16 protein-coding genes are annotated in these 19,037 nt (G+C 35.3%); 12 read left to right on the top strand and 4 right to left on the bottom strand.

Annotated elements, in window-relative coordinates; all coding sequences use genetic code 11:
- The first annotated feature begins 114 nt into the window (after positions 1–114).
- The 3 genes from P278_RS12480 (at position 115) to P278_RS12470 (ending at position 4,782) form a co-directional block, all read left to right on the top strand.
- Positions 115–2,976 carry a TonB-dependent receptor gene (locus P278_RS12480; RefSeq protein ID WP_082436152.1) on the top strand — a complete coding sequence of 954 codons (2,862 nt, stop codon included), beginning with the start codon at positions 115–117 and terminating at the stop codon, positions 2,974–2,976.
- 15 nt (positions 2,977–2,991) lie between these two features.
- On the top strand, positions 2,992–4,011 hold the full coding sequence (locus P278_RS12475; protein WP_038267338.1) for a phytase: 1,020 nt from the start codon (positions 2,992–2,994) through the stop codon (positions 4,009–4,011).
- 189 nt (positions 4,012–4,200) lie between these two features.
- Positions 4,201–4,782 (top strand): DUF3332 domain-containing protein, encoded by a 582-nt coding sequence (locus P278_RS12470; protein ID WP_038267335.1) that lies wholly within the window; start codon positions 4,201–4,203, stop codon positions 4,780–4,782.
- A gap of 68 nt (positions 4,783–4,850) precedes the next feature.
- Here the strand turns inward: P278_RS12470 and P278_RS12465 are convergent, their stop codons facing one another.
- On the bottom strand, positions 4,851–6,164 hold the full coding sequence (locus P278_RS12465) for a DEAD/DEAH box helicase (protein ID WP_038267332.1): 1,314 nt from the start codon (positions 6,162–6,164) through the stop codon (positions 4,851–4,853).
- A 53-nt stretch (positions 6,165–6,217) separates the two neighbouring features.
- Here P278_RS12465 and P278_RS12460 point away from each other — a divergent pair, with 53 nt between their 5' ends.
- The gene (locus P278_RS12460) at positions 6,218–6,451 is read left to right on the top strand and encodes a VF530 family protein (protein WP_152973935.1); all 234 of its coding nucleotides are present in this window, start codon (positions 6,218–6,220) and stop codon (positions 6,449–6,451) included.
- Between the two features lie 74 nt (positions 6,452–6,525).
- Here the strand turns inward: P278_RS12460 and ahcY are convergent, their stop codons facing one another.
- Positions 6,526–7,842, bottom strand: a complete 1,317-nt coding sequence (gene ahcY, locus P278_RS12455; RefSeq protein WP_038267327.1) for an adenosylhomocysteinase — start codon at positions 7,840–7,842, stop codon at positions 6,526–6,528.
- Positions 7,843–7,926: 84 nt separating this feature from the next.
- Here ahcY and P278_RS12450 point away from each other — a divergent pair, with 84 nt between their 5' ends.
- The 8 genes from P278_RS12450 (at position 7,927) to P278_RS12415 (ending at position 13,878) form a co-directional block, all read left to right on the top strand.
- Positions 7,927–8,547 carry a 4'-phosphopantetheinyl transferase family protein gene (locus P278_RS12450; RefSeq protein ID WP_038267324.1) on the top strand — a complete coding sequence of 207 codons (621 nt, stop codon included), beginning with the start codon at positions 7,927–7,929 and terminating at the stop codon, positions 8,545–8,547.
- 17 nt (positions 8,548–8,564) lie between these two features.
- A complete protein-coding gene (locus P278_RS12445; RefSeq protein WP_038267321.1) occupies positions 8,565–8,825 on the top strand; it encodes a thiamine-binding protein in 261 nt (86 codons plus the stop codon).
- On the top strand, positions 8,809–9,447 hold the full coding sequence (gene pnuC, locus P278_RS12440; protein ID WP_038267319.1) for a nicotinamide riboside transporter PnuC: 639 nt from the start codon (positions 8,809–8,811) through the stop codon (positions 9,445–9,447). Before P278_RS12445 ends, pnuC begins: the two co-directional genes overlap by 17 nt.
- Complete coding sequence (locus tag P278_RS12435; protein WP_038267316.1) at positions 9,402–9,962, top strand: AAA family ATPase; 561 nt, start codon at positions 9,402–9,404, stop codon at positions 9,960–9,962. The genes pnuC and P278_RS12435 overlap by 46 nt, the downstream gene beginning before the upstream one ends.
- A gap of 1 nt (position 9,963) precedes the next feature.
- Positions 9,964–11,523, top strand: coding sequence for a DUF4301 family protein (locus tag P278_RS12430; RefSeq protein ID WP_038267315.1), 1,560 nt, complete (start codon positions 9,964–9,966; stop codon positions 11,521–11,523).
- 192 nt (positions 11,524–11,715) lie between these two features.
- On the top strand, positions 11,716–12,012 hold the full coding sequence (locus tag P278_RS12425) for a hypothetical protein (RefSeq protein WP_038267310.1): 297 nt from the start codon (positions 11,716–11,718) through the stop codon (positions 12,010–12,012).
- A 56-nt stretch (positions 12,013–12,068) separates the two neighbouring features.
- The gene (locus P278_RS12420; RefSeq protein WP_235444285.1) at positions 12,069–12,377 is read left to right on the top strand and encodes a hypothetical protein; all 309 of its coding nucleotides are present in this window, start codon (positions 12,069–12,071) and stop codon (positions 12,375–12,377) included.
- Positions 12,378–12,543: 166 nt separating this feature from the next.
- The gene (locus P278_RS12415) at positions 12,544–13,878 is read left to right on the top strand and encodes a sigma-54-dependent transcriptional regulator (RefSeq protein ID WP_152973934.1); all 1,335 of its coding nucleotides are present in this window, start codon (positions 12,544–12,546) and stop codon (positions 13,876–13,878) included.
- On the opposite strand, the gene P278_RS12410 is transcribed toward P278_RS12415, so the two are convergent.
- Together P278_RS12410 and P278_RS12405 are read right to left on the bottom strand one after the other, a co-directional pair.
- On the bottom strand, positions 13,856–16,336 hold the full coding sequence (locus tag P278_RS12410) for a hybrid sensor histidine kinase/response regulator (protein WP_051413548.1): 2,481 nt from the start codon (positions 16,334–16,336) through the stop codon (positions 13,856–13,858). The two genes, P278_RS12415 and P278_RS12410, sit on opposite strands and share 23 nt — an antisense overlap.
- Positions 16,337–16,458: 122 nt before the next feature.
- Positions 16,459–18,906, bottom strand: coding sequence for an ATP-binding response regulator (locus P278_RS12405; protein ID WP_038267304.1), 2,448 nt, complete (start codon positions 18,904–18,906; stop codon positions 16,459–16,461).
- Positions 18,907–19,037: the final 131 nt, after the last annotated feature.

Below are 19,037 nucleotides of genomic sequence, written 5' to 3'. Positions count from 1 at the left end.
TTGCTTTTTAGTTAAGGGTATAATGTAGTGATCTTTACATTTTGTTATCCTGATATTTAAATCCAAAGGTGTTGTAAATCATAGTTTTGAAATGAAAACCAAACCATAAAAACAATGAAATTAATCAACGCTAAAAGACTGTTAATTGTTACGTTTATTTTAGGCCTCTTTACGAGTCATATTATTGCTCAGGAGGGTGCTGTACAAGGAGTTATTGTAGATAATTATGGAATTTATGTTCCGGGTGCCTCAATTGAAATTACTTCCTTAAAAAAGGGAACTGTATCTAATCAAAATGGTAAATTCACTATCGTCAACGTGCCAGAAGGTTCACACACTATACTTATTAAATATTTAGGATTTTCAGATAAGTCAGTTGAAGTGAAGGTGGATTCAAAGCAGACAACTTCTATAGTGGTTGAACTATCCCCATCGGATGTAGTATTAGATGATGTGGAAGTTGTGGGTAATTTTTTAGGAGGTCAGGCAAGGGCTTTAAATACGCAAAAAAACAATCCTAATATTACCAATGTGGTCTCTACGGAGCAAATCGGTAAATTCCCTGATGCGAATGTGGGTGATGCATTAAAGCGTATACCTGGGATCACCATGCAGGTGGATCAGGGGGAAGCAAGAAATATTATTATACGAGGATTGGCTCCCCAGTTGAATTCAGTTACGCTTAACGGAAGCAGAATTCCTTCTGCCGAGGGAGATAACAGAAATGTGCAAATGGACTTAATTCCATCGGATATGATTCAAACCATCGAGGTAAATAAGGCTGTAACACCAGATATGGATGCTGATGCTTTAGGGGGATCGGTCAATCTTGTTACACGTTCTACACCGCAGGATTTCAGACTTTCTGTTACTGCCGGTTCAGGAGTCAATACTATTTCGGATAAAGCCATTTACAACGGGTCTTTCATATTGGGGGATCGTTCAGCAAATAAAAAGTTTGGTTGGATGATTTCTGCCTCCATGAATGATAATGATTTTGGTTCGGATAATGTCGAGGCAGAATGGACTGATGAATTCGAGTATAATACCGGTAATCAGGATGCAGATGGAGAGGATATTCTAGCGGAGATGGAAGTGAATCCATATGCCAATGTTTTTGAAATCAGAAAATATTTGGTTCAACGTATCAGGCGAAGTTTTGCTGCTAATGTTGATTATGAGTTTGATGATAATAATTATGTGTTTCTTAAAACAATGTACAATTGGAGGGATGACCGTGAGAACAGATATCGCCAGGAAAGTGAGATTTTGGATGGAGATGATATATCGCAAGGGGACTTTATAATAAATAATGGGAATCTGGTTCGTTTTCCTGTGGAATCAAAACGACAAACGAAAGGAGGTATAGATAATAAGCGATCTAAAAACAGAAGGCTTGAAGATCAAAGAATGCAAAATTACAGTTTGGGAGGAGAGCATTTGTTTGGAAGTCTTCAGGTAGATTGGCTTACCTCCTACGCAAAAGCGTCAGAAGAGCGTCCTGACGAGCGTTATCTGGAATACGAAGGTGAGTATAGTATTAATAATGAAATCAACAGCAGAGAGCCTTATTACAGTCCTGTTGATGATGCCGACCTTGCATTAAATAATTTTGAATTTGGCGAGCTGACGGAAGAACATCAATATACTGATGAAAAGGACTTTAATTTTTTTGCAAATTTTACCCTTCCGGCCGATTTGTTTAATAATGGGGATGGGAATATCAAATTTGGAGTGAAAAGCCGTTACAAGAAAAAAGAGCGAGACAATAATTTTTATGAGTATGAACCTTTAAGCGGGCTTCAAACTTTGGCCGACGTACGTACTCAGGATTACTCAGATACTGATTTTACTGCAGGGGATAAATACCAGGTAGGAATATTTGCTTCTTCGGAGTATTTGGGGAATTTAAATTTAAATAACTCAAGTAGTTTTGAAAGGGAGGATGTGCCTGATGAGTATTTGACCGCGAATTATAATGTTGATGAGACAGTTTATGCCGGGTATATAATGGTGGATCAGAAACTAACGAATAAATTAAGTTTACTTGCCGGAGTAAGGTTAGAAAATACTAAGGTTGAAAGTGTTGGTAACGAATTGACATTGAATGACGATGGGGATTTTGAAGGTTCTATGGAAGTAAAAGGGGAGAGTTCATATCAAAACATAATGCCCGGACTTCATTTTAAATATAATTTAAACGAGAAAACCATATTGCGTTTAGCCTGGACAAATACACTTGCAAGACCGAACTATGAAGACTTGGTACCTTCAAGTGAGATTAACCAGGAAGATGAGGAGATTATAGTTGGAAATGCAGATTTAGATCCAACAACCTCCATGAATTTTGATTTTATGGCTGAGTATTATTTTCAGAATGTTGGTATTTTATCCGGAGGGGTGTTTTATAAGGATATAGATCAGTTTATCTATACTTTCACCTATGAGGATGCAGCAACCGGGTTTGATGTTTTTACCCCATTGAATGGTGATAATGCTTATGTATATGGAGCGGAAGTCTCTTTACAGCGCCAGTTGGATTTCTTGCCGGGTTTTGCTAAGAATTTTGGAGTTTATTTAAATTATACCTATTTGAACTCTAATGCTAATGGTATAAGAAATGAGGATGGAGATGAACGTGGAGATTTGGAATTGCCGGGAGCTACTCCAAACATGTTTAACGGATCTTTGTCATATTCAGGGAAACGCTTTACGGCACGACTTTCTGCTAACTACTCGGATGCATATCTGGATGAATTAGGGGGGAATGGTTTTGAGGATCGTTATTACGACGATCAGTTTTTCCTTGATTTTAATGCTGCTTATGCTATTAATAAGAATTTAAGAGTGTATGCGGATATTACGAATATAACCAATCAACCGTTAAGATATTACCAAGGCGTTCGAAATAGAACAATGCAAATGGAATATTACAGAAGTAGAATTAACTTAGGGTTGAAATACGACTTATTTTAAATACGACTTACAATAATGATTAAAAGAATAACAAGCATAATTGGTCTGTTGGGTATTTTAGTGGTAGTTGGATGTGAGGAAAAATTACCACCTGTAGCCCCGGACGTTATAACGGAAAAAGTAAATTATGATACGGATGATCCTGCTATATGGATTAATCCGGCGAACCCTTCAGAAAGTGTTGTCTTTGGTACCGATAAAGACACGGATGGAGCCATTTATGCTTTTGATTTGGAGGGGAAGGTGATTGAGGATATGGTAATCAGGGGTATTCGATATCCAAATAATGTTGATGTTGCTTATAACTTTAGAGTTAATGACTCATCAATGGTTGACATCATTGCTTTTACAGAGCGGGAGCGAGGTATGTTAAGATTGTTTTCTGTTCCCAATATGAAACCTTTAGACCGAGGCGGCTATCCGGTTTTTGAAGATGAGGAAAATCCTGAATTTCGACGACCAATGGGGATTAGCCTGTATAAAAATCCTGAAAATGGATTAACATATGCTATCGTAAGCAGGAAGAATGGGCCTAAGGAGAATTATCTATATCAATATCTTCTTTATGCGGATAGTTTGGGTGTTCATGCTAAGTTGGAGCGAAAATTTGGAGATTTTAGCGGGGTTAAGGAGATAGAAGCTATAGCGGTAGATGATGAAAACGGCTATGTGTATTATTCTGATGAGGGGGTTGCTATTCGCAAGTACCATGCTGATCCGGAAATGGGTACTACAGAATTGGCTTCATTTGGCGGGGAATATTTCAAAGATGATATTGAGGGCATTGCCATAGCTAAGCATGAGGATGGGGGCGGATATATAATCGTTTCTGATCAACAGAAGGGGCAATTCAATATTTTTTCAAGAAAGGAGAACAGGTTCGTTAAAGCTATTAATTTGAGCACTACAGAGACCGATGGTTGTGACGTGGTGACATATCCTTTGAATAAGGTTTTTTCCAAAGGCTTGTTTGTTGCCATGAATGATGATGGTACTTTTTACTTTTATAATTACGATAAATTACAATTGGAATAGGTGGCGGACCTCCGGTATAATCTTTCGAAAAGCATCTCTCTGTCCTGGGAGATGCTTTATTTTCTTAATCTTCTAATTTCTAGACAGTAAAAAAAGTTGGTTACTTTTTTTAAAGCACAATAGTCTGTAATAGTATGTAAAATTTTTCATATATTTAATACCGTATAACCATTATTTAAATCATCAGATATGAAAAAATTAGCTTTATGTTCAGTGCTATCACTGTCGTTACTTTGTACAAGTTGTTTAGGTTCTTTTAGTGCTTTTAATAATTTAAAGGACTGGAACCAGGGGGTGAGTGAGAATAAGTTTCTTAATAACCTTATTTTTTGGGGATTAAACATAATACCTGTATATGGATTGTTTTTCCTTGGTGATGCCATCATCTTTAACGTGATTGAATTTTGGTCAGGATCTAATCCAATCGCGATGAATGATGGTGAGGTTGAAACTCAGATTGTAGAAAAGGATGGGAATACCATTGAAATGACAGCAATGAAAAACAGAATGTTTATCAAGGTTGTAGATGGTCCGAAAAAAGGAGAAAAGTTAGAGTTGTTCTACAAGCCGGATGAAAAGTCTTGGAACGCTATTAAGCCTAGTGGTGAAATGATCAAGTTGTCTTCTTTTGAGCAAGGGTTCTATTACGTGTATTTACCGAACGGAGAAAAAGTACAATTAGACGCTAACACATCTCAGGAAGAGGGGTTAGTAATGATTAACAAAGCAGTTTCTCAGCATTATGGAGAAGGTATGGTGGCTGAGTATTAAGAGAAGTATATTATTCCAAGTAAAAAACTCCTGTGTGATAACATACAGGAGTTTTTTATTTTACGGTATTACGCAATAGATATTTTTGGTGATTTTTTCTTTAATTTTTTTCCTTGAGAAGCCTTTATAGTCAAATTGGCTTTTTCCCTTTTAATAGCTATGAAAGAGTCAAAATCATTAACTTCCATGAGTCCGAGATCGTCTTTTTTCATAAAATCAAACTGAAGGAAGTAGCCTACCAGGTCAAACTTACTTATCTTATCTTTTTTGCCCTTATTTATATGTAATGTAATGTAATCGGGTTTTCCAATGCGTACATTTTCTTTTAAATCAAATAAAGAAGGATCTTCACCTAGATATTCAGGTACGTAATCTTCTTCAGTTAGAATAAGGATACTTGTCCCGGAAGCTTTCATTCTGGCGGTTCTTCCGTTTCTGTGAATAAAAGAGTCTTCTTTATAAGGGATTTGATAGTGAATTACATAATCTAAATCAGGAATATCAATACCTCGAGCGGCGATATCAGTTGCGACAAGTATTTGAACGCTACCGTTTCTAAATTTGGTTAATTCAAATTCGCGTTGTTTTTGTTCGAGACCACCATGAAACAGTGCATAGATAATACCTCTATTGTCCAGTTGTTCGCTAATTCGATCACAAGCATCTCTATGGTTTGAGAATACGATAGCATTTTGTCCTTTTTTTAAATTGTTCAAAACTGCGATAAGTCCCTCTAGTTTTTCATCTTTCGGAACTATAATTTTTTGAATGGAAAGAGAGGCTTTTTCCTTCTCTTCAAATTCAATGGTATAAGGGTTGTCAAAATCCAGATAGTCTGGTAATTCAATAGTCTTGGTTGCCGAAACAAGGATTTTATGCTGAACGTTATCTAATTGCTTTGTGATGAATTTCAATTCGTTAGTAAAGCCAAATTCTAACGATTTATCAAATTCATCAAAAACTAATTGGGTAATACTGCTTGTATCAAAAGTAGCTCGTTCAATATGGTCTTTTATTCTTCCCGGTGTTCCCACAAGTATGGAAGGAGGAACAGAGAAGTTCTTTCTTTCAATACTAAAAGGATGACCGCCATAACAAGAATTTACCTTTAAATCGAGTTTCATTTGCTTGAGAACACTCTCAATTTGTAAAACCAATTCTCTTGTAGGGGCAATGATAAGGGCTTGAACCTCATTTTTTTGCTTTAACTTAGAGAGTGCGCTTAGTAAATAAGCTAAAGTTTTACCACTTCCGGTAGGAGCAAGAAGTATGACATTATTATTTTTGTGAGTTGCAACCTGGGTTGCTTTTTGCATCTTATTAAGAGACTCAAATCCTAAGGTTTTAAGTATCGAGGATTGATTTATTTTAATGGATTTCATTTTACAAAGGTAATTGAACTATATTTAGTTAATAAAAAATACGAATTAAGAAATTGAAAGAAACGCAGACTAACAATCCACTACACGGAAAGACTTTAGAAATGATTCTTAATGAGTTGGTAGATTACTACGGTTGGGAGCATTTAGGCACAAAGGTTACTATAAATTGTTTTACTAATGATCCCAGTATTAAATCGAGTTTAAAGTTCCTTAGAAGAACACCGTGGGCAAGGAGCAAAGTAGAAAAAGTGTATTTGGAAATGCAGGATAAAAAATCTGGTTTTTAGAATTTAATAGTACAATATTAATAAAATAAGGCTGCCTTAATTTAAAGACAGCCTTTTGTATTTATAAGATAAATTTAATACCTGTAGTATTCAGGTTTAAAGGGTCCTTCAACCTCTACACCAATATATTTAGCTTGTTCTTCGTTTAAGGTCTCTAGTTCTACCCCAATTTTTTCTAAATGAAGTCTTGCTACTTTTTCATCTAAATGTTTTGGTAGCATATAAACTTCATTACCATATTTATCACTATTCTTCCAAAGTTCGATTTGAGCCAAAGTCTGGTTTGTAAATGAATTACTCATCACAAAGCTTGGATGTCCGGTTGCACAACCTAAGTTTACCAATCGACCTTCTGCTAAAAGAATGATATCATTACCATTGATAGTGTACTTATCTACTTGTGGCTTGATATTAACGAATGATTCTCCGTGGTTTTCCTTTAACCAGGCAACATCAATTTCATTATCAAAATGCCCAATATTACAAACGATGGTTTTGTCTTTCATTTTTTCAAAATGACGTCCAACCACAATATCCTTATTACCTGTAGTGGTAATAACAATGTCGGCTTTATTTATGACATTGTCCAGACGTTTAACTTCGAAACCATCCATGGCAGCTTGTAAGGCACATATCGGGTCAATTTCTGTAACGGTTACGATGGCTCCAGTTCCTTTGAAGGAAGCAGCAGTTCCTTTTCCTACATCACCATATCCGCAAACCACCACTCTTTTACCTGCCAGCATGATGTCGGTTGCACGACGAATCGCATCAACTGCACTTTCTCTACATCCGTATTTGTTGTCAAATTTAGATTTGGTAACAGAGTCATTTATGTTAATTGCAGGCATTGGCAAGGTGCCATTTTTCATACGTTCATATAAGCGATGAACTCCAGTAGTAGTTTCTTCTGACAATCCTTTAACGGCATTCGCTAATTCCGGATATTGGTCTAAAACCATATTGGTTAAATCACCACCATCATCAAGGATCATATTTAGCGGTTTTCTCTCTTCACCGAAGAAAAGAGTTTGTTCTATACACCAGTCAAATTCTTCTTCGTTCATACCTTTCCATGCATAAACAGGAATACCAGCAGCGGCAATTGCAGCAGCAGCATGATCTTGTGTAGAGAATATATTACATGAACTCCAGGTTACTTCAGCACCAAGAGCTACCAATGTTTCAATTAAAACAGCAGTTTGAACGGTCATGTGCAAACAACCTGCAATTCGAGCACCTTTAAGGGGTTGCTCGTCTTTATATTCTTCACGGAGTGACATCAATCCTGGCATTTCAGCCTCTGCTAATTCAATCTCTTTTCTACCCCAATCCGCCAAAGAAATGTCTTTTACTTTGTATGGTACGTATGGAATTGTTTTAGTACTCATATTACTTTTATATTTTTACGTCTTTAAATGTGTTTAAATACATTAATTTGTGCCTGCAAAGGTACATAATAACTTTTAGATTTAATGCCTCTTTACAAAACTATAACAACCCCGGAGAACTCTAAAGTGCTGATTTGGAAGATAGAAGAGTCTTACAGTGAACTGCAAGAGGGAATTGAGCTTACATCGAATTGTAAAGCCAGAGTTGCTTCGATGAAATCTGAGATTCATCAACGAGGATTTTTAAGTGTAAGGCAATTGTTAAAAGCGGCTGGTTATAAGGCGTCAGACTTGTATTATAATAGTAGTGGAAAACCACATTTAAAGGATGGTAAAGAAATATCAATTACCCATTCATTTATATTTTCCGCAATCATAATCAGTGATAAGATTATTGGTATTGATATTGAAAAACAGCGAGATAAAATTGGCATTATCGCGCACAAGTTCGTTGATTATGAGTTTGGTTTTCTAAACAGGGAAGACATTAAAAGGCTTACGGTAGTTTGGTGTGTGAAAGAAAGCTTATATAAAGCATTCGCTACGGATGGTATGAGTTTTAAACAGCACACTAAAGTCATTCCGTTTAACTTAAATGAAGCGCAGACGGTGGGATGGATATTTTATCATGGACAGATAGAGCGCTACAAAATAAAATTTTTAGAATTTGAGGGGTTTACCTGCGCCTATGCAATTAAATCTTAGAAATAAATACTTAAGCTATGCAGATATCGGTTGAACTAACTTTAACTCCATTACAGGATGACTTTGAACCAGCAATTATTGAATTTATAAAAAAGTTAAGAGCTTCGGGTCTTAAGGTTTTGGAAAATCCTTTAAGCACCCAAATTTATGGTGATTATGATCAAGTGATGGGGGTGCTTACCAATGAAATCAAGGAAGTTTTTGAGCTCATTGAAAAGGGCTTGTTGTATATGAAAATTGTAAAATCAGACCGAAGTGATTATGAACCATTTTTTTGATTGGTTTTTTGCTCAATATGATGGGGTTCCCCTGCATATAGTGTTTCTGGAGATCATTGCGGTAGTGTTTGGCTTTTTGAGTGTATGGTATTCTAAAAGAGAAAATATATTAGTTTACCCAACAGGAATAATCAGTACGGCAATATTCGTTTATATTTTGTGGGTATATAGTCTTTTGGGAGATATGATGATAAATGCTTATTACTTTTGTATGAGTATTTATGGATGGTATTTTTGGACGAGGAAGGTTGATGCGACCCATTTTGTACCTGTAACCAAAACTACTTCAAGGGAGAAGAGATGGAGTTTATTGCTATTTGTAGGGACTATTGTTTTTGTTTTCCTGGTTTATTGGTATTTTGATAAATGGAATAGTTGGACAGCCTACGTGGATACGGTAACCACCGCCATATTTTTTGTTGGGATGTGGTTAATGGCAAAAAAGAAATTAGAAAACTGGGTGTACTGGATTATTGGAGATGTGATATCCGTTCCATTGTATTTGTATAAGGGATTGGTCTTTACTTCTTTTCAATATCTTCTATTCACCATAATAGCCATATACGGTTATAAAGCATGGAAGAAAAACTTAAACAAAAGTCCGGAAACCTTATTAAGGTAGTATTGTTAGGGCCCGAATCTACGGGTAAAACAACTTTGGCCAGAAGCCTTGCGACGTATTATAATACTGAGTGTGTTCCTGAATACATGCGTGAATATCTTCAAAGAAAGTGGGATTTGGAAATGAAGGTATGTGAACCTGAAGATATGCCACCAATTGCCGTCGGGCAAATGGAGCAGGAAAATAGTTTAGCAGAAAAGGCAAATGAACTTTTAATATGCGATACGAACTTACTTGAACTTAAGGTGTATTCTGAGGCATACTACAACGAGTATTGTGACGAACAGATAGAAAAGTATGCTATTCAAAATTTTTACGATTTATATTTGCTAACTTACGTGGACGTGCCCTGGGTTCAGGACGATCTGAGGGATAAACCTCTGGAGCGAGACCCTATGTTTTTGAGATTTAAGAACGCACTTGATAAATTTAATAAACCCTATCGCATAATAAAAGGCAGTAGGGATCAAAGGTTTAAAAGCGCCATTCAACACATTGATAAACTCATAAAGTAATATGAAATTATTTAGTACATCAGACGAAAAACAAATAGCTGATCATGGAATTTCTTTAGAAAAAATAGAAAATCAATTGGAGACCTTTAAAGAGGGGATTCCTTTTGTCAATATGATCTCAAGTGCTGTAATTGGAAACGGAATCAGAAGATGTACAAATCAGGAAAAGGAAGATTATATTTCAACATTTGAGGCGAGAAAAGAGGGGTTCAAATTGCTTAAATTTGTGCCGGCTTCAGGAGCAGCAACACGCATGTTTAAGGAGTTATTCAAGTTTCTCAAGGAATTTCATCCGCACGAGGAATCGATAAATGCTTATGTAAACAGAACAAATGCTTCTATGGTGAGTACGTTCTTTATCGGGATGGAAAAGTTTCCTTTTTACGATGAAGTTATGCATAGCTTAAAGATGAAACATGCTGATTACAATTTGCTGTCGGATGATATTCAAAAATATTATTTCGTTAAGGAAATGCTTTTGGAGAACGGCTTAAACTATGGAGGGTATCCAAAAGGACTTTTGCCATTTCATAAGTATACAGCCGAAACCATGACGGCTTTTGAAGAACATTTATATGAAGCAGCTTTATATGCAACATCGAATGGTGAGGCCTACCTGCATTTTACCATTTCTGAAGATCATGCCAATAAGTTTGATAAGGAGTTCGATCGAATCGAAAAAAAGGTGGAGAAAGAAACGGGAGTTTCTTTTATAATATCCTTTTCGTATCAAAAGAAATCCACTGATACTATTGCTGTTGATATGCAGGACAAGCCATTCAGGGAATCTGATAATACACTGTTGTTCAGGCCAGCCGGGCATGGAGCATTAATTGAAAATTTGAACGAACAGGAGGGTGATGTCCTTTTTGTTAAAAACATTGACAATGTTGTTGTAGCTCGCTTACGCAGTGAAATTGCCGCGTATAAAAAAATGCTGGCAGGGATGCTCTTTGATATACAGGAGACGGCATTTTCATACAGAAGAGCTTTAGATAAAGAAAGTGTCGATGAAGTGTTGATTAATGAGATCAAGGATTTTATTGCGAAAGAACTAAATGTAGTTGTAAAACCAGATTTCTATAAATACAAAGAGGTTTATCAGGTGGCATATTTAAAAGAAAAACTGGATAGGCCTATTAGAATTTGTGGAATGGTAAAAAATGAAGGCGAACCTGGAGGAGGGCCTTTTTGGATTAAAGATGAGGATGGAAATGTTTCTTTACAAATTATTGAATCTGCCCAAATGGATATGTCGAACAGTAAGCAAAGAGGTATTTTAAAAACGGCGACACACTTTAATCCTGTTGATTTAGTTTGTGGAGTGAAGAACTATGTTGGGGAAAAATATGATCTTTCTAAATTTACGAACCCCAGACAAGGCTTTATTACAGAAAAGACTAAAAATGGAAAGGCTTTAAAGGCAATGGAACTGCCCGGTTTATGGAATGGAGGAATGGCAAATTGGAATACTGTGTTTGTTGAGGTCCCTTTAATCACCTTCAATCCGGTTAAAACGGTAAACGATCTTTTAAAGCCCCCACATCAGGTAAGTAAATAAGTGTGTAAAACTTATACAGTGTTACAGTTTAATTACACATAATTACACAATTTAATTCATTAGTATAAAACCCATAAAAACCTGTAGATCAGGTTTTTATGGGTTTTTTCTTGGGGTTTGATTATTTGGAACAACTTTTTCATTATAGTTATCAAATTCAAAAAATTCAATAATTATAAAAATTAAAAAATCATGAAAAAAGTCGTTCTAACAATCGCAATAATCTTAGGTGGTCTAACTGCACAAGCATTTACTCCGGCAGCTAATCAAAGCAAAATTATTAAGATTGCGCAGGAAGAGTATAAAGAAATCGAAGTTTCTAAATTACCGACTGCGGTAACTGATGCTGTTCAAAAAGATTTTGCAGGTGCCAAGATTTCAAAAGCTTATGTAAATGAAAAAGGGGAGTATAAATTAGAGATTAGCAAGGATGGTGCTGAAAAAACTTTGTACGCTGACAAAGATGGAAACTGGATTAAAAAACAGTAATGATCTCTAAATTCCCCCAATCTTACATTTATTAAATAATTTAAACAGAAAGATCAATGATGAAAAAGTTAGCAGTCGTTACAGCAATTACCGTTGGAAGCTTTTCAACTTTTGCGGCCACTCCAGTAATATTTCACGATGGAGTAATGGAGGATGTTATAAGAGCACAGGAAGAGTTTACTGAAATTGAGGTTTCAAAACTACCTGCTGCAATCACTAAGGCATTGGGTAAAGATTACCCTGGCGCTAGCATTGATAAAGCATACGTAAATGAAAACGAAGAGTACAAGTTAGACGTGAGTCATAATGATGACGACCTCATTTTGTATGCCAATAAAACCGGTAATTGGATTGAAAAGGATTAATTTTAGGTTTATCTATCCATTTTTAGGACAGGGGGTGCTTTTAAAGCATCCCCTGTTCTTTTTTTAAATTTATTAACATCTTTTTTGATCCGCCTGGACGTAAGTATATTGAAATCGGATGTAGGACAGCGCAAAAAAGGCCATTAATTTATGGCTGAAAAATCTTATGATATCAATACTATTAGTTGAAGATGACGTTAGCTTTTCAGTGATGCTTGAACGTTTTTTGAAAAAGAAAAATTATCAGGTTCAAATTGCTCATTCACTGGAGAAGGCTTATGGTATGTTGAAAAGTGCAAAATTTGATTTGATATTTACGGATCTGAGGTTGCCAGATGGAAATGGGTTAGAGCTACTGGAAAAGGTCAGAGAGGACATTCCTTCTTTACCAATTATCATGATGACAGGATATGCTGAGGTACCTTCTGCAGTTAAAGCAATGAAACTAGGTGCCTTTGATTATATATCAAAACCCTTTAACCAGGAAGAGGTGCTTAATGTTATTAATAATGCCGTTAATAGTGGAGGGCAGTCTTTTGCACACCCTAAGGTGAAAAACAAACCGGATGAGGAAATTGTAGAAAAGTCTTCATTTGTTGAAGGTGTTAGTGCTGCCTCAAAAAAGTTGAATGAATTTGTAAGCCTGGTAGCACCTACAGATATGTCGGTGTTAATTACCGGAGAAAGCGGTACCGGTAAAGAGGTAGTAGCCAAATCGATTCATAATTATAGTCATCGAAAGAATGAGCCGTTTATAGCAGTTGATTGTGGTGCAATTCCAAAAGAAATCGCTGCCAGTGAATTTTTCGGACATGTAAAGGGTTCTTTTACAGGAGCGGTAACTGATAAATCTGGTCATTTTGAAGCGGCTAATGGAGGAACACTTTTTTTAGATGAGGTGGGCAATCTCTCGTATGAAAATCAAGTACAGCTTCTAAGGGCCTTACAAGAACGAAAAATAAAGCCGATAGGAAGTAATAAAGAAATAGAGGTTGATATTCGCTTAATAACTGCAACCAATGAAGATCTACAGGAAGCCGTTGACCGCGGTGATTTTAGGGAGGATTTATATCATCGATTGAATGAATTTTCAATTAGTGTACCCAGGTTATCTGATCGTACCGAAGATTTACCAATATTTGCCGACTTCTTTCTTGAGCGTTCGAATGAACAACTGAATAAAAAGATTATTGGTTTTACCGATGAAACCATAGAAATGTTTCAAGATTACCGATGGCCGGGTAATTTAAGGGAGTTTTCGAATGTAATAAAGAGAGCCGTTTTGTTAACACAAAATGACTTTATTACTCCTGAAGTATTACCGTCGGTATTTACTCAAATAGAACCAAAGGAAGTTAGATTTTCTACCAAGGAACACGAAAAAGAATTGATTATTAGAGCCTTAAAGGAAGCCTCGAACAATAAAACTCAGGCCGCAAAATTATTAAAAATCACTCGAAAGACTTTATACAATAAACTCAAGGAGTATGATATCCATTAATGAATTTGTTTAATTCTTTGGTTACCTTATGAATATGATCTTTTAAGGATTTCAATGTTTCCTGTATCGTATTCGAATTAAAACTATCCATGTTTTCTATTAATTCTAACTCATGAACGACCCCGTTTGCATCGAGTTGTTTAAACATTGTAAGCATTTTGTGGCTTGTAGCTTTAAGTCCTTGAATATTGCGGTTCAGATAATCTGTATTTAATTCCTCTAAATTCTTTTTGGTGTCTTTTAAAAAAATCTTCAAGACTTCTTTTAGAGCCAGGTCGTCATTTACAAATGACCTTAAGCTTTTAAGGTTTACTATTTTCGTATTGTAGTTAGGTTCGTCCTTGTATATATAAGTGTGATTATCCTTCAAGTCTCTGCTGAATAGAGTGGTTATTTGTTGTAGGAGTTTTTCGGGTGTAAATGGTTTAAAAATCACTTCTGAAAAGCCATTTGAAGTGTAGAAGGATTGGTCTATATCTTTACGACCTGTAATGGCAATAATAGGTTGACCCTTGTATGCTTTTACGTCATTTTTTAAAATCTCAACAAATCTGAATCCATTCATTTTTGGGAGTTGAATATCGGTAATAATCAAGTCGAACTCTTGATGATTAATAATATTAATGGCCTCGTCACCATCTTTACAGGTGTAGACTTCGCATTGATTTGACACAAGGGTTTCGGTGATAAGCTTACGTAATGTTTCATCATCATCAATCACTACAGCCTTCAGTTTAATATTTGGAAATGGAGTAGTTTGGTCGAATTCTTTTTTAGGTTCGGTAACCTGCTGTTTTTTAGTAAATTTGACAGGGACACTTAATTTAAAACAGCTTCCTTTACCCGTTTCGCTCGTAAACACTAAATCTCCATTCAATAAATGAGCTAACTTTTTTGAAATAGTTAAGCCTAGGCCATACCCATCCTTCTTTTTATTAATATCATCATCAACCTGGGTAAATTCACTAAAGATTAAATGTTGCTTTTCTTTTTTAATACCTACCCCGGTATCTTGTACTTCTATGGTGAGTCTTGAATCTCCATCAGCAAGATCTTTTGAGGTGTATGCTTTTATGGTTATTGAGCCTTCGTCAGTAAATTTATAAGCATTTCCAATGAGGTTGTTAAGGATTTGCTTAATACGATAGGGGTCGCTAATGATATTTCTTTTGAGTGATTGGTCAATATCCAAAATGAGGGATATATCTTTTTTTGGGTATTGTTGTTGAATATTTTGGGAGCTTTCTACAATAGTTGATTTCAAATTAAAGGAAACCAGGTCTAAGGTTATTTTTCCGGTTTCCAGTTTCGAGTAATCAAGTAAATCTTCTACCAAATGATTCATATAGGTAGATGCATTTTTGATTTTATTAATATAGTGCAATCCTTTTTCTTTATTTCCCAGGGACTTTTGTAATAATTCCCCATATCCAACAATCGTACTTAAAGGGGATCTGAGATCGTGACTAACCATATTGACTAATTGTTCCCTGGTGTTTGCAAGCAATTGTGCCTTTCTGGTAGTCTTTTCAAGTTGTTTTCTATAGCGTTGACTTTTCCAGAAGTCATTAAGTATTAAAACGGAGAATATTATAATGAGGGCAATGCCTATGACTGCTGCAAAAGTTATGATTTTTTTACTTCGATTGAGTGCCACTTTTCTTTGTTGACTAATTTCACTGGCATATAGAAGGACCTCATTTTCTATGGTGGATAATATTTTTCTAATTTGTTGAGAGATCAATAAGTCGTTGGCTATTAGTTCATTCTCTTTTCGGATTATAGATGCTTGTTGTTTGGATGAACTAGTTTGCAGTTCTTGAAGTGCTTGGGTCGAGGCTCTGAATATGGAGTCAAGTGTTTTTTCATTGATCTCATTATTCGAATCTCGAGGCGTATTTTCATTTAGGTAAGTAATGTAATTAATGAGCGCACTTCTGGTTCTGGAATCCAGACTTTCTGGTTCACTTACAAAGTCTTTTAAGGTTAATCTTCCAAGTGAAGACTCCATTGTTCTCAGCTTATCGATGGTTCTTAAAATAATTGTTTCGGTGGTATCCTGAAGTTTTAATGTTTTTAAGCTTTGGATATTGCTTTCTTTTTTTTCAATGAGCAGGGAAATACTATCGAGCAGGTGGTATTGTTCTTCGGTACTCAATAATCCTTTCAAGGTGTCGATTTCAATCAATAAACTATCGTTCATGGATTTGTATTCGTCAAAAGGAACCCAGGACTTTGATTGAATAGCTGCTCTGGCCAAGCCTTCATTTTCATACATTAAGCTTAGTACCTTTCCAACATGCAAAATTTTATTTTGATCAGAAATATTGTCTTTTTGTAATTGGGTATAAGATTCAATTTCAGCAAAAACGAAATGACCAACTACAATAGAGAGTATTCCGAGTACTATGTAGCTAATGAGTACCTTAAGCGTAATTTTACCTTTAGAAAAATCCATTTTCAAAATTAATCAACTGCTAAGTAAATATGAATAAATATGTTTCTAAAAAGGTTCGGGGAGTTATATAAATTAACTTGGAAATAAGTTAAAAAGTATGTTGGAATAGAAAATTGGCTGTTTTAAGCAATTTTAAGTTTAAGATCCTCCACGATTTCCTCGATGTGTTTATTTAAGATGAAGACAATGTTTTTCAAAATAGTTTCTTCATATGTTTTTGTGGTTTCGAGTTGTGAGAGTATAGGAATTACCTGATAAGCCTCTATTTGTTTAAACATACCCAGCATTTTGTGACTGATCTCGTTAATGCCTTCAATATTCTTCTCTTTGACATACTTCGCTAAAAGTTCGGCATTTTTATGCGAATCTTCAATGAAGAGGGATAATATATTCTTTAAAGAATCATCATTGGAGATATAGCGTTCTAATGTTTGGATGCTATAGGTTTCACTGGTGGAGTTTAAAGATACAGGTTTAATAGCGGCCGTTCTTTTAACCTTATGAACCGGAAATAATCCTTTTACGGTTTTTAGTAATGCTTCCGGGGTAAAGGGTTTAAAAATAACTTCTGAAAATCCTTTTGAAAGATAATGTTCCTTGTCGAAATCTTTTCTTCCTGTTAATGCAATTACCGGTTCTCCATTATAGCCATCAATTCTGTTTAAGGTTTCCATAATATCAAAACCGCTCATATGAGGTATTTGGATGTCAGTTGTAATAAAGTCAAACGATGAATTGTTTATGGCCTTTAAGGCTTCGTCTCCACTCTTAAAACTCTTAACTTTTATTCCTGCAGTATTAAAAATTTCTTCAATCAGGATTCTTAGAGGATTGTCGTCTTCAATAACAATGGCTTTAAGGTTACTTTTTTGAGTTTTGGAGATTGGTTTATTTGCCTCGTTATTTATAAAAATGGATTCAGGCACCTTCTTTTCCGATAGGCTTACAGGAATTTTAACGGTAAAGATGCTTCCAAAATTTTCCTGACTTTCAAAAGAAAGTTCCCCTTGTAGAATTTCTACTAGTTTTTTGGTGATTGTAAGTCCGAGACCAAACCCATTTTGAGTTACTTCATCTTGTTCTTCAATTTGCGTAAACTCATTGAATATTAAATCATGCTTTTCTTTTTTAATACCAACTCCTGAGTCTTTAACTGTTATTATTATTTCATTTAAATCGTTTATATGGGCATTGATTTTCACAAAACCTTCTTCGGTATATTTAAAAGCATTGCTGATAAGATTATTTAGTATTTGACGAATCCGATGTGAATCGCTGATGATATTTTGGTTTAAGGCATTATCTATGTTAATACCAAGTTGAATGGGTTTGTGAGAATGCTGTTGCTTAACGCTTTGACTAACTTCATTTATTAAAAGCGAAAGGTTAAAATCATTGTTTTTGGGTTTTATTTTCCCCGCTTCAAGTTTAGAGTAGTCTAACAGGTCTTCAACGAGCCTTATCATATAGCTTGAGGCATTTTTTATTTTATCAATATAAGAATCGCGTTTGGTTTTGGTTGTGCTGGTCTGTAAGAGATCACTGTACCCTAAAATGTTGCTTAGAGGGGATCTTAAATCGTGACTTACCATCTTAATGAGGTGTTCTCTACTTTTAAGCAATGTATTAGTATAACTGCTTGATAATTCAAGTTCTTTTTTAAACTTCTGGATTTTCAGAAAATCATTTAGGATGATTATTATAAACAGTATAATCATAATAACGCCTATTATGGAAGCAGACACAAGCCTGTTCTGACTTTTTTTAATAGCGGTTTTTCTGGAAGAGCTTACATTGGTATATTCCTGAATGGTGTCTCTCTCTATTTTTGATAAGATTTCTTGAATTTGTCGGGAGATCAATAGATCTTTTGCCAGTAATTTATTTTTTTCGATTGATGCCGAAGATAGCTGATCACCTGAATTTAGTTTGAGCTTTTTTAAAATGTTGGTTGAAGCATTTAAAATTGCATTAATCGATTGCTTGTTGAGGTTTTCGCTTTGTGATGTTAGTTGATTCAAAGTAGCGATGTATTCTTCCAGGGCTTTGCGTGTTTCGGGGTGTAAAGCATTTGGGTTCGAAACAAAATCCTTTAAGGAGTAATCTTCCAGAGAGGATTTCATTTGGCTCAATTGTAGAATGGCATCATCAACAGATTCGTATGTTTCATTGTTGGTTTTTAATGTCTTAATAGCTGAGATGTTTTCTTCTTTCTGTGCGATTAAATGTTTTACACTATCCAAAAGTTTAATTTGTTGTTCGGAGGAGTATACAACTTTTAAGGAATCGATTTCAGTAAACAGTTCGTCGTTATTAAGGAGGTATTGTTTATAGGAGCTTTGAGCGTTCGACTGAATGGTATATTTCGAAACACTTTCGTTTTTATACATTAAGCTTATAATGTTTCCTATTTTAAAAATTTTATTTTGATCTGCAGTATTGTTTTCTGTGAGCTTCAGATACTTTTGAAATTCTGCATAAAAAATCACCCCAACAGTGAATGAAAGAAGGCACAGTAAAATATAACTTATGAATGCTTTTTGAGGAATTTTACTTATTAGTAGATTCATCGTGCCATACGTGATAGGTTAACTTCAATAAATCTGAAAAACAGGGCGGTCTTTCAACTTAAGTTTTTAACTTTGCAACATCTCGTAAGGGGGTGCTTATATCTTCTATACAATTAAAAGAAGACAAGCTG

Origin of the sequence: Zhouia amylolytica AD3 (assembly GCF_000511935.2) — a bacterium.
In the GTDB taxonomy this organism is placed as follows: domain Bacteria; phylum Bacteroidota; class Bacteroidia; order Flavobacteriales; family Flavobacteriaceae; genus Zhouia; species Zhouia amylolytica.
The sequence above is the reverse complement of the archived record's forward strand: the minus strand, read 5'-3'. Positions and strand labels throughout refer to the sequence as shown.

What these genes read in the sequence shown, in the direction of transcription:
- P278_RS12480 (WP_082436152.1), top strand. Translation starts at nt 115, where the DNA reads ATGAAATTAATCAACGCTAAAAGACTGTTAATTGTTACGTTTATTTTA.
- P278_RS12475 (WP_038267338.1), top strand. Translation starts at nt 2,992, where the DNA reads ATGATTAAAAGAATAACAAGCATAATTGGTCTGTTGGGTATTTTAGTG.
- P278_RS12470 (WP_038267335.1), top strand. Translation starts at nt 4,201, where the DNA reads ATGAAAAAATTAGCTTTATGTTCAGTGCTATCACTGTCGTTACTTTGT.
- P278_RS12465 (WP_038267332.1), bottom strand. Translation starts at nt 6,164, where the DNA reads ATGAAATCCATTAAAATAAATCAATCCTCGATACTTAAAACCTTAGGA.
- ahcY (WP_038267327.1), bottom strand. Translation starts at nt 7,842, where the DNA reads ATGAGTACTAAAACAATTCCATACGTACCATACAAAGTAAAAGACATT.
- P278_RS12450 (WP_038267324.1), top strand. Translation starts at nt 7,927, where the DNA reads ATGCCTCTTTACAAAACTATAACAACCCCGGAGAACTCTAAAGTGCTG.
- P278_RS12445 (WP_038267321.1), top strand. Translation starts at nt 8,565, where the DNA reads ATGCAGATATCGGTTGAACTAACTTTAACTCCATTACAGGATGACTTT.
- pnuC (WP_038267319.1), top strand. Translation starts at nt 8,809, where the DNA reads ATGAACCATTTTTTTGATTGGTTTTTTGCTCAATATGATGGGGTTCCC.
- P278_RS12435 (WP_038267316.1), top strand. Translation starts at nt 9,402, where the DNA reads ATGGAAGAAAAACTTAAACAAAAGTCCGGAAACCTTATTAAGGTAGTA.
- P278_RS12430 (WP_038267315.1), top strand. Translation starts at nt 9,964, where the DNA reads ATGAAATTATTTAGTACATCAGACGAAAAACAAATAGCTGATCATGGA.
- P278_RS12425 (WP_038267310.1), top strand. Translation starts at nt 11,716, where the DNA reads ATGAAAAAAGTCGTTCTAACAATCGCAATAATCTTAGGTGGTCTAACT.
- P278_RS12420 (WP_235444285.1), top strand. Translation starts at nt 12,069, where the DNA reads ATGATGAAAAAGTTAGCAGTCGTTACAGCAATTACCGTTGGAAGCTTT.
- P278_RS12415 (WP_152973934.1), top strand. Translation starts at nt 12,544, where the DNA reads ATGATATCAATACTATTAGTTGAAGATGACGTTAGCTTTTCAGTGATG.
- P278_RS12410 (WP_051413548.1), bottom strand. Translation starts at nt 16,336, where the DNA reads ATGGATTTTTCTAAAGGTAAAATTACGCTTAAGGTACTCATTAGCTAC.
- P278_RS12405 (WP_038267304.1), bottom strand. Translation starts at nt 18,906, where the DNA reads ATGAATCTACTAATAAGTAAAATTCCTCAAAAAGCATTCATAAGTTAT.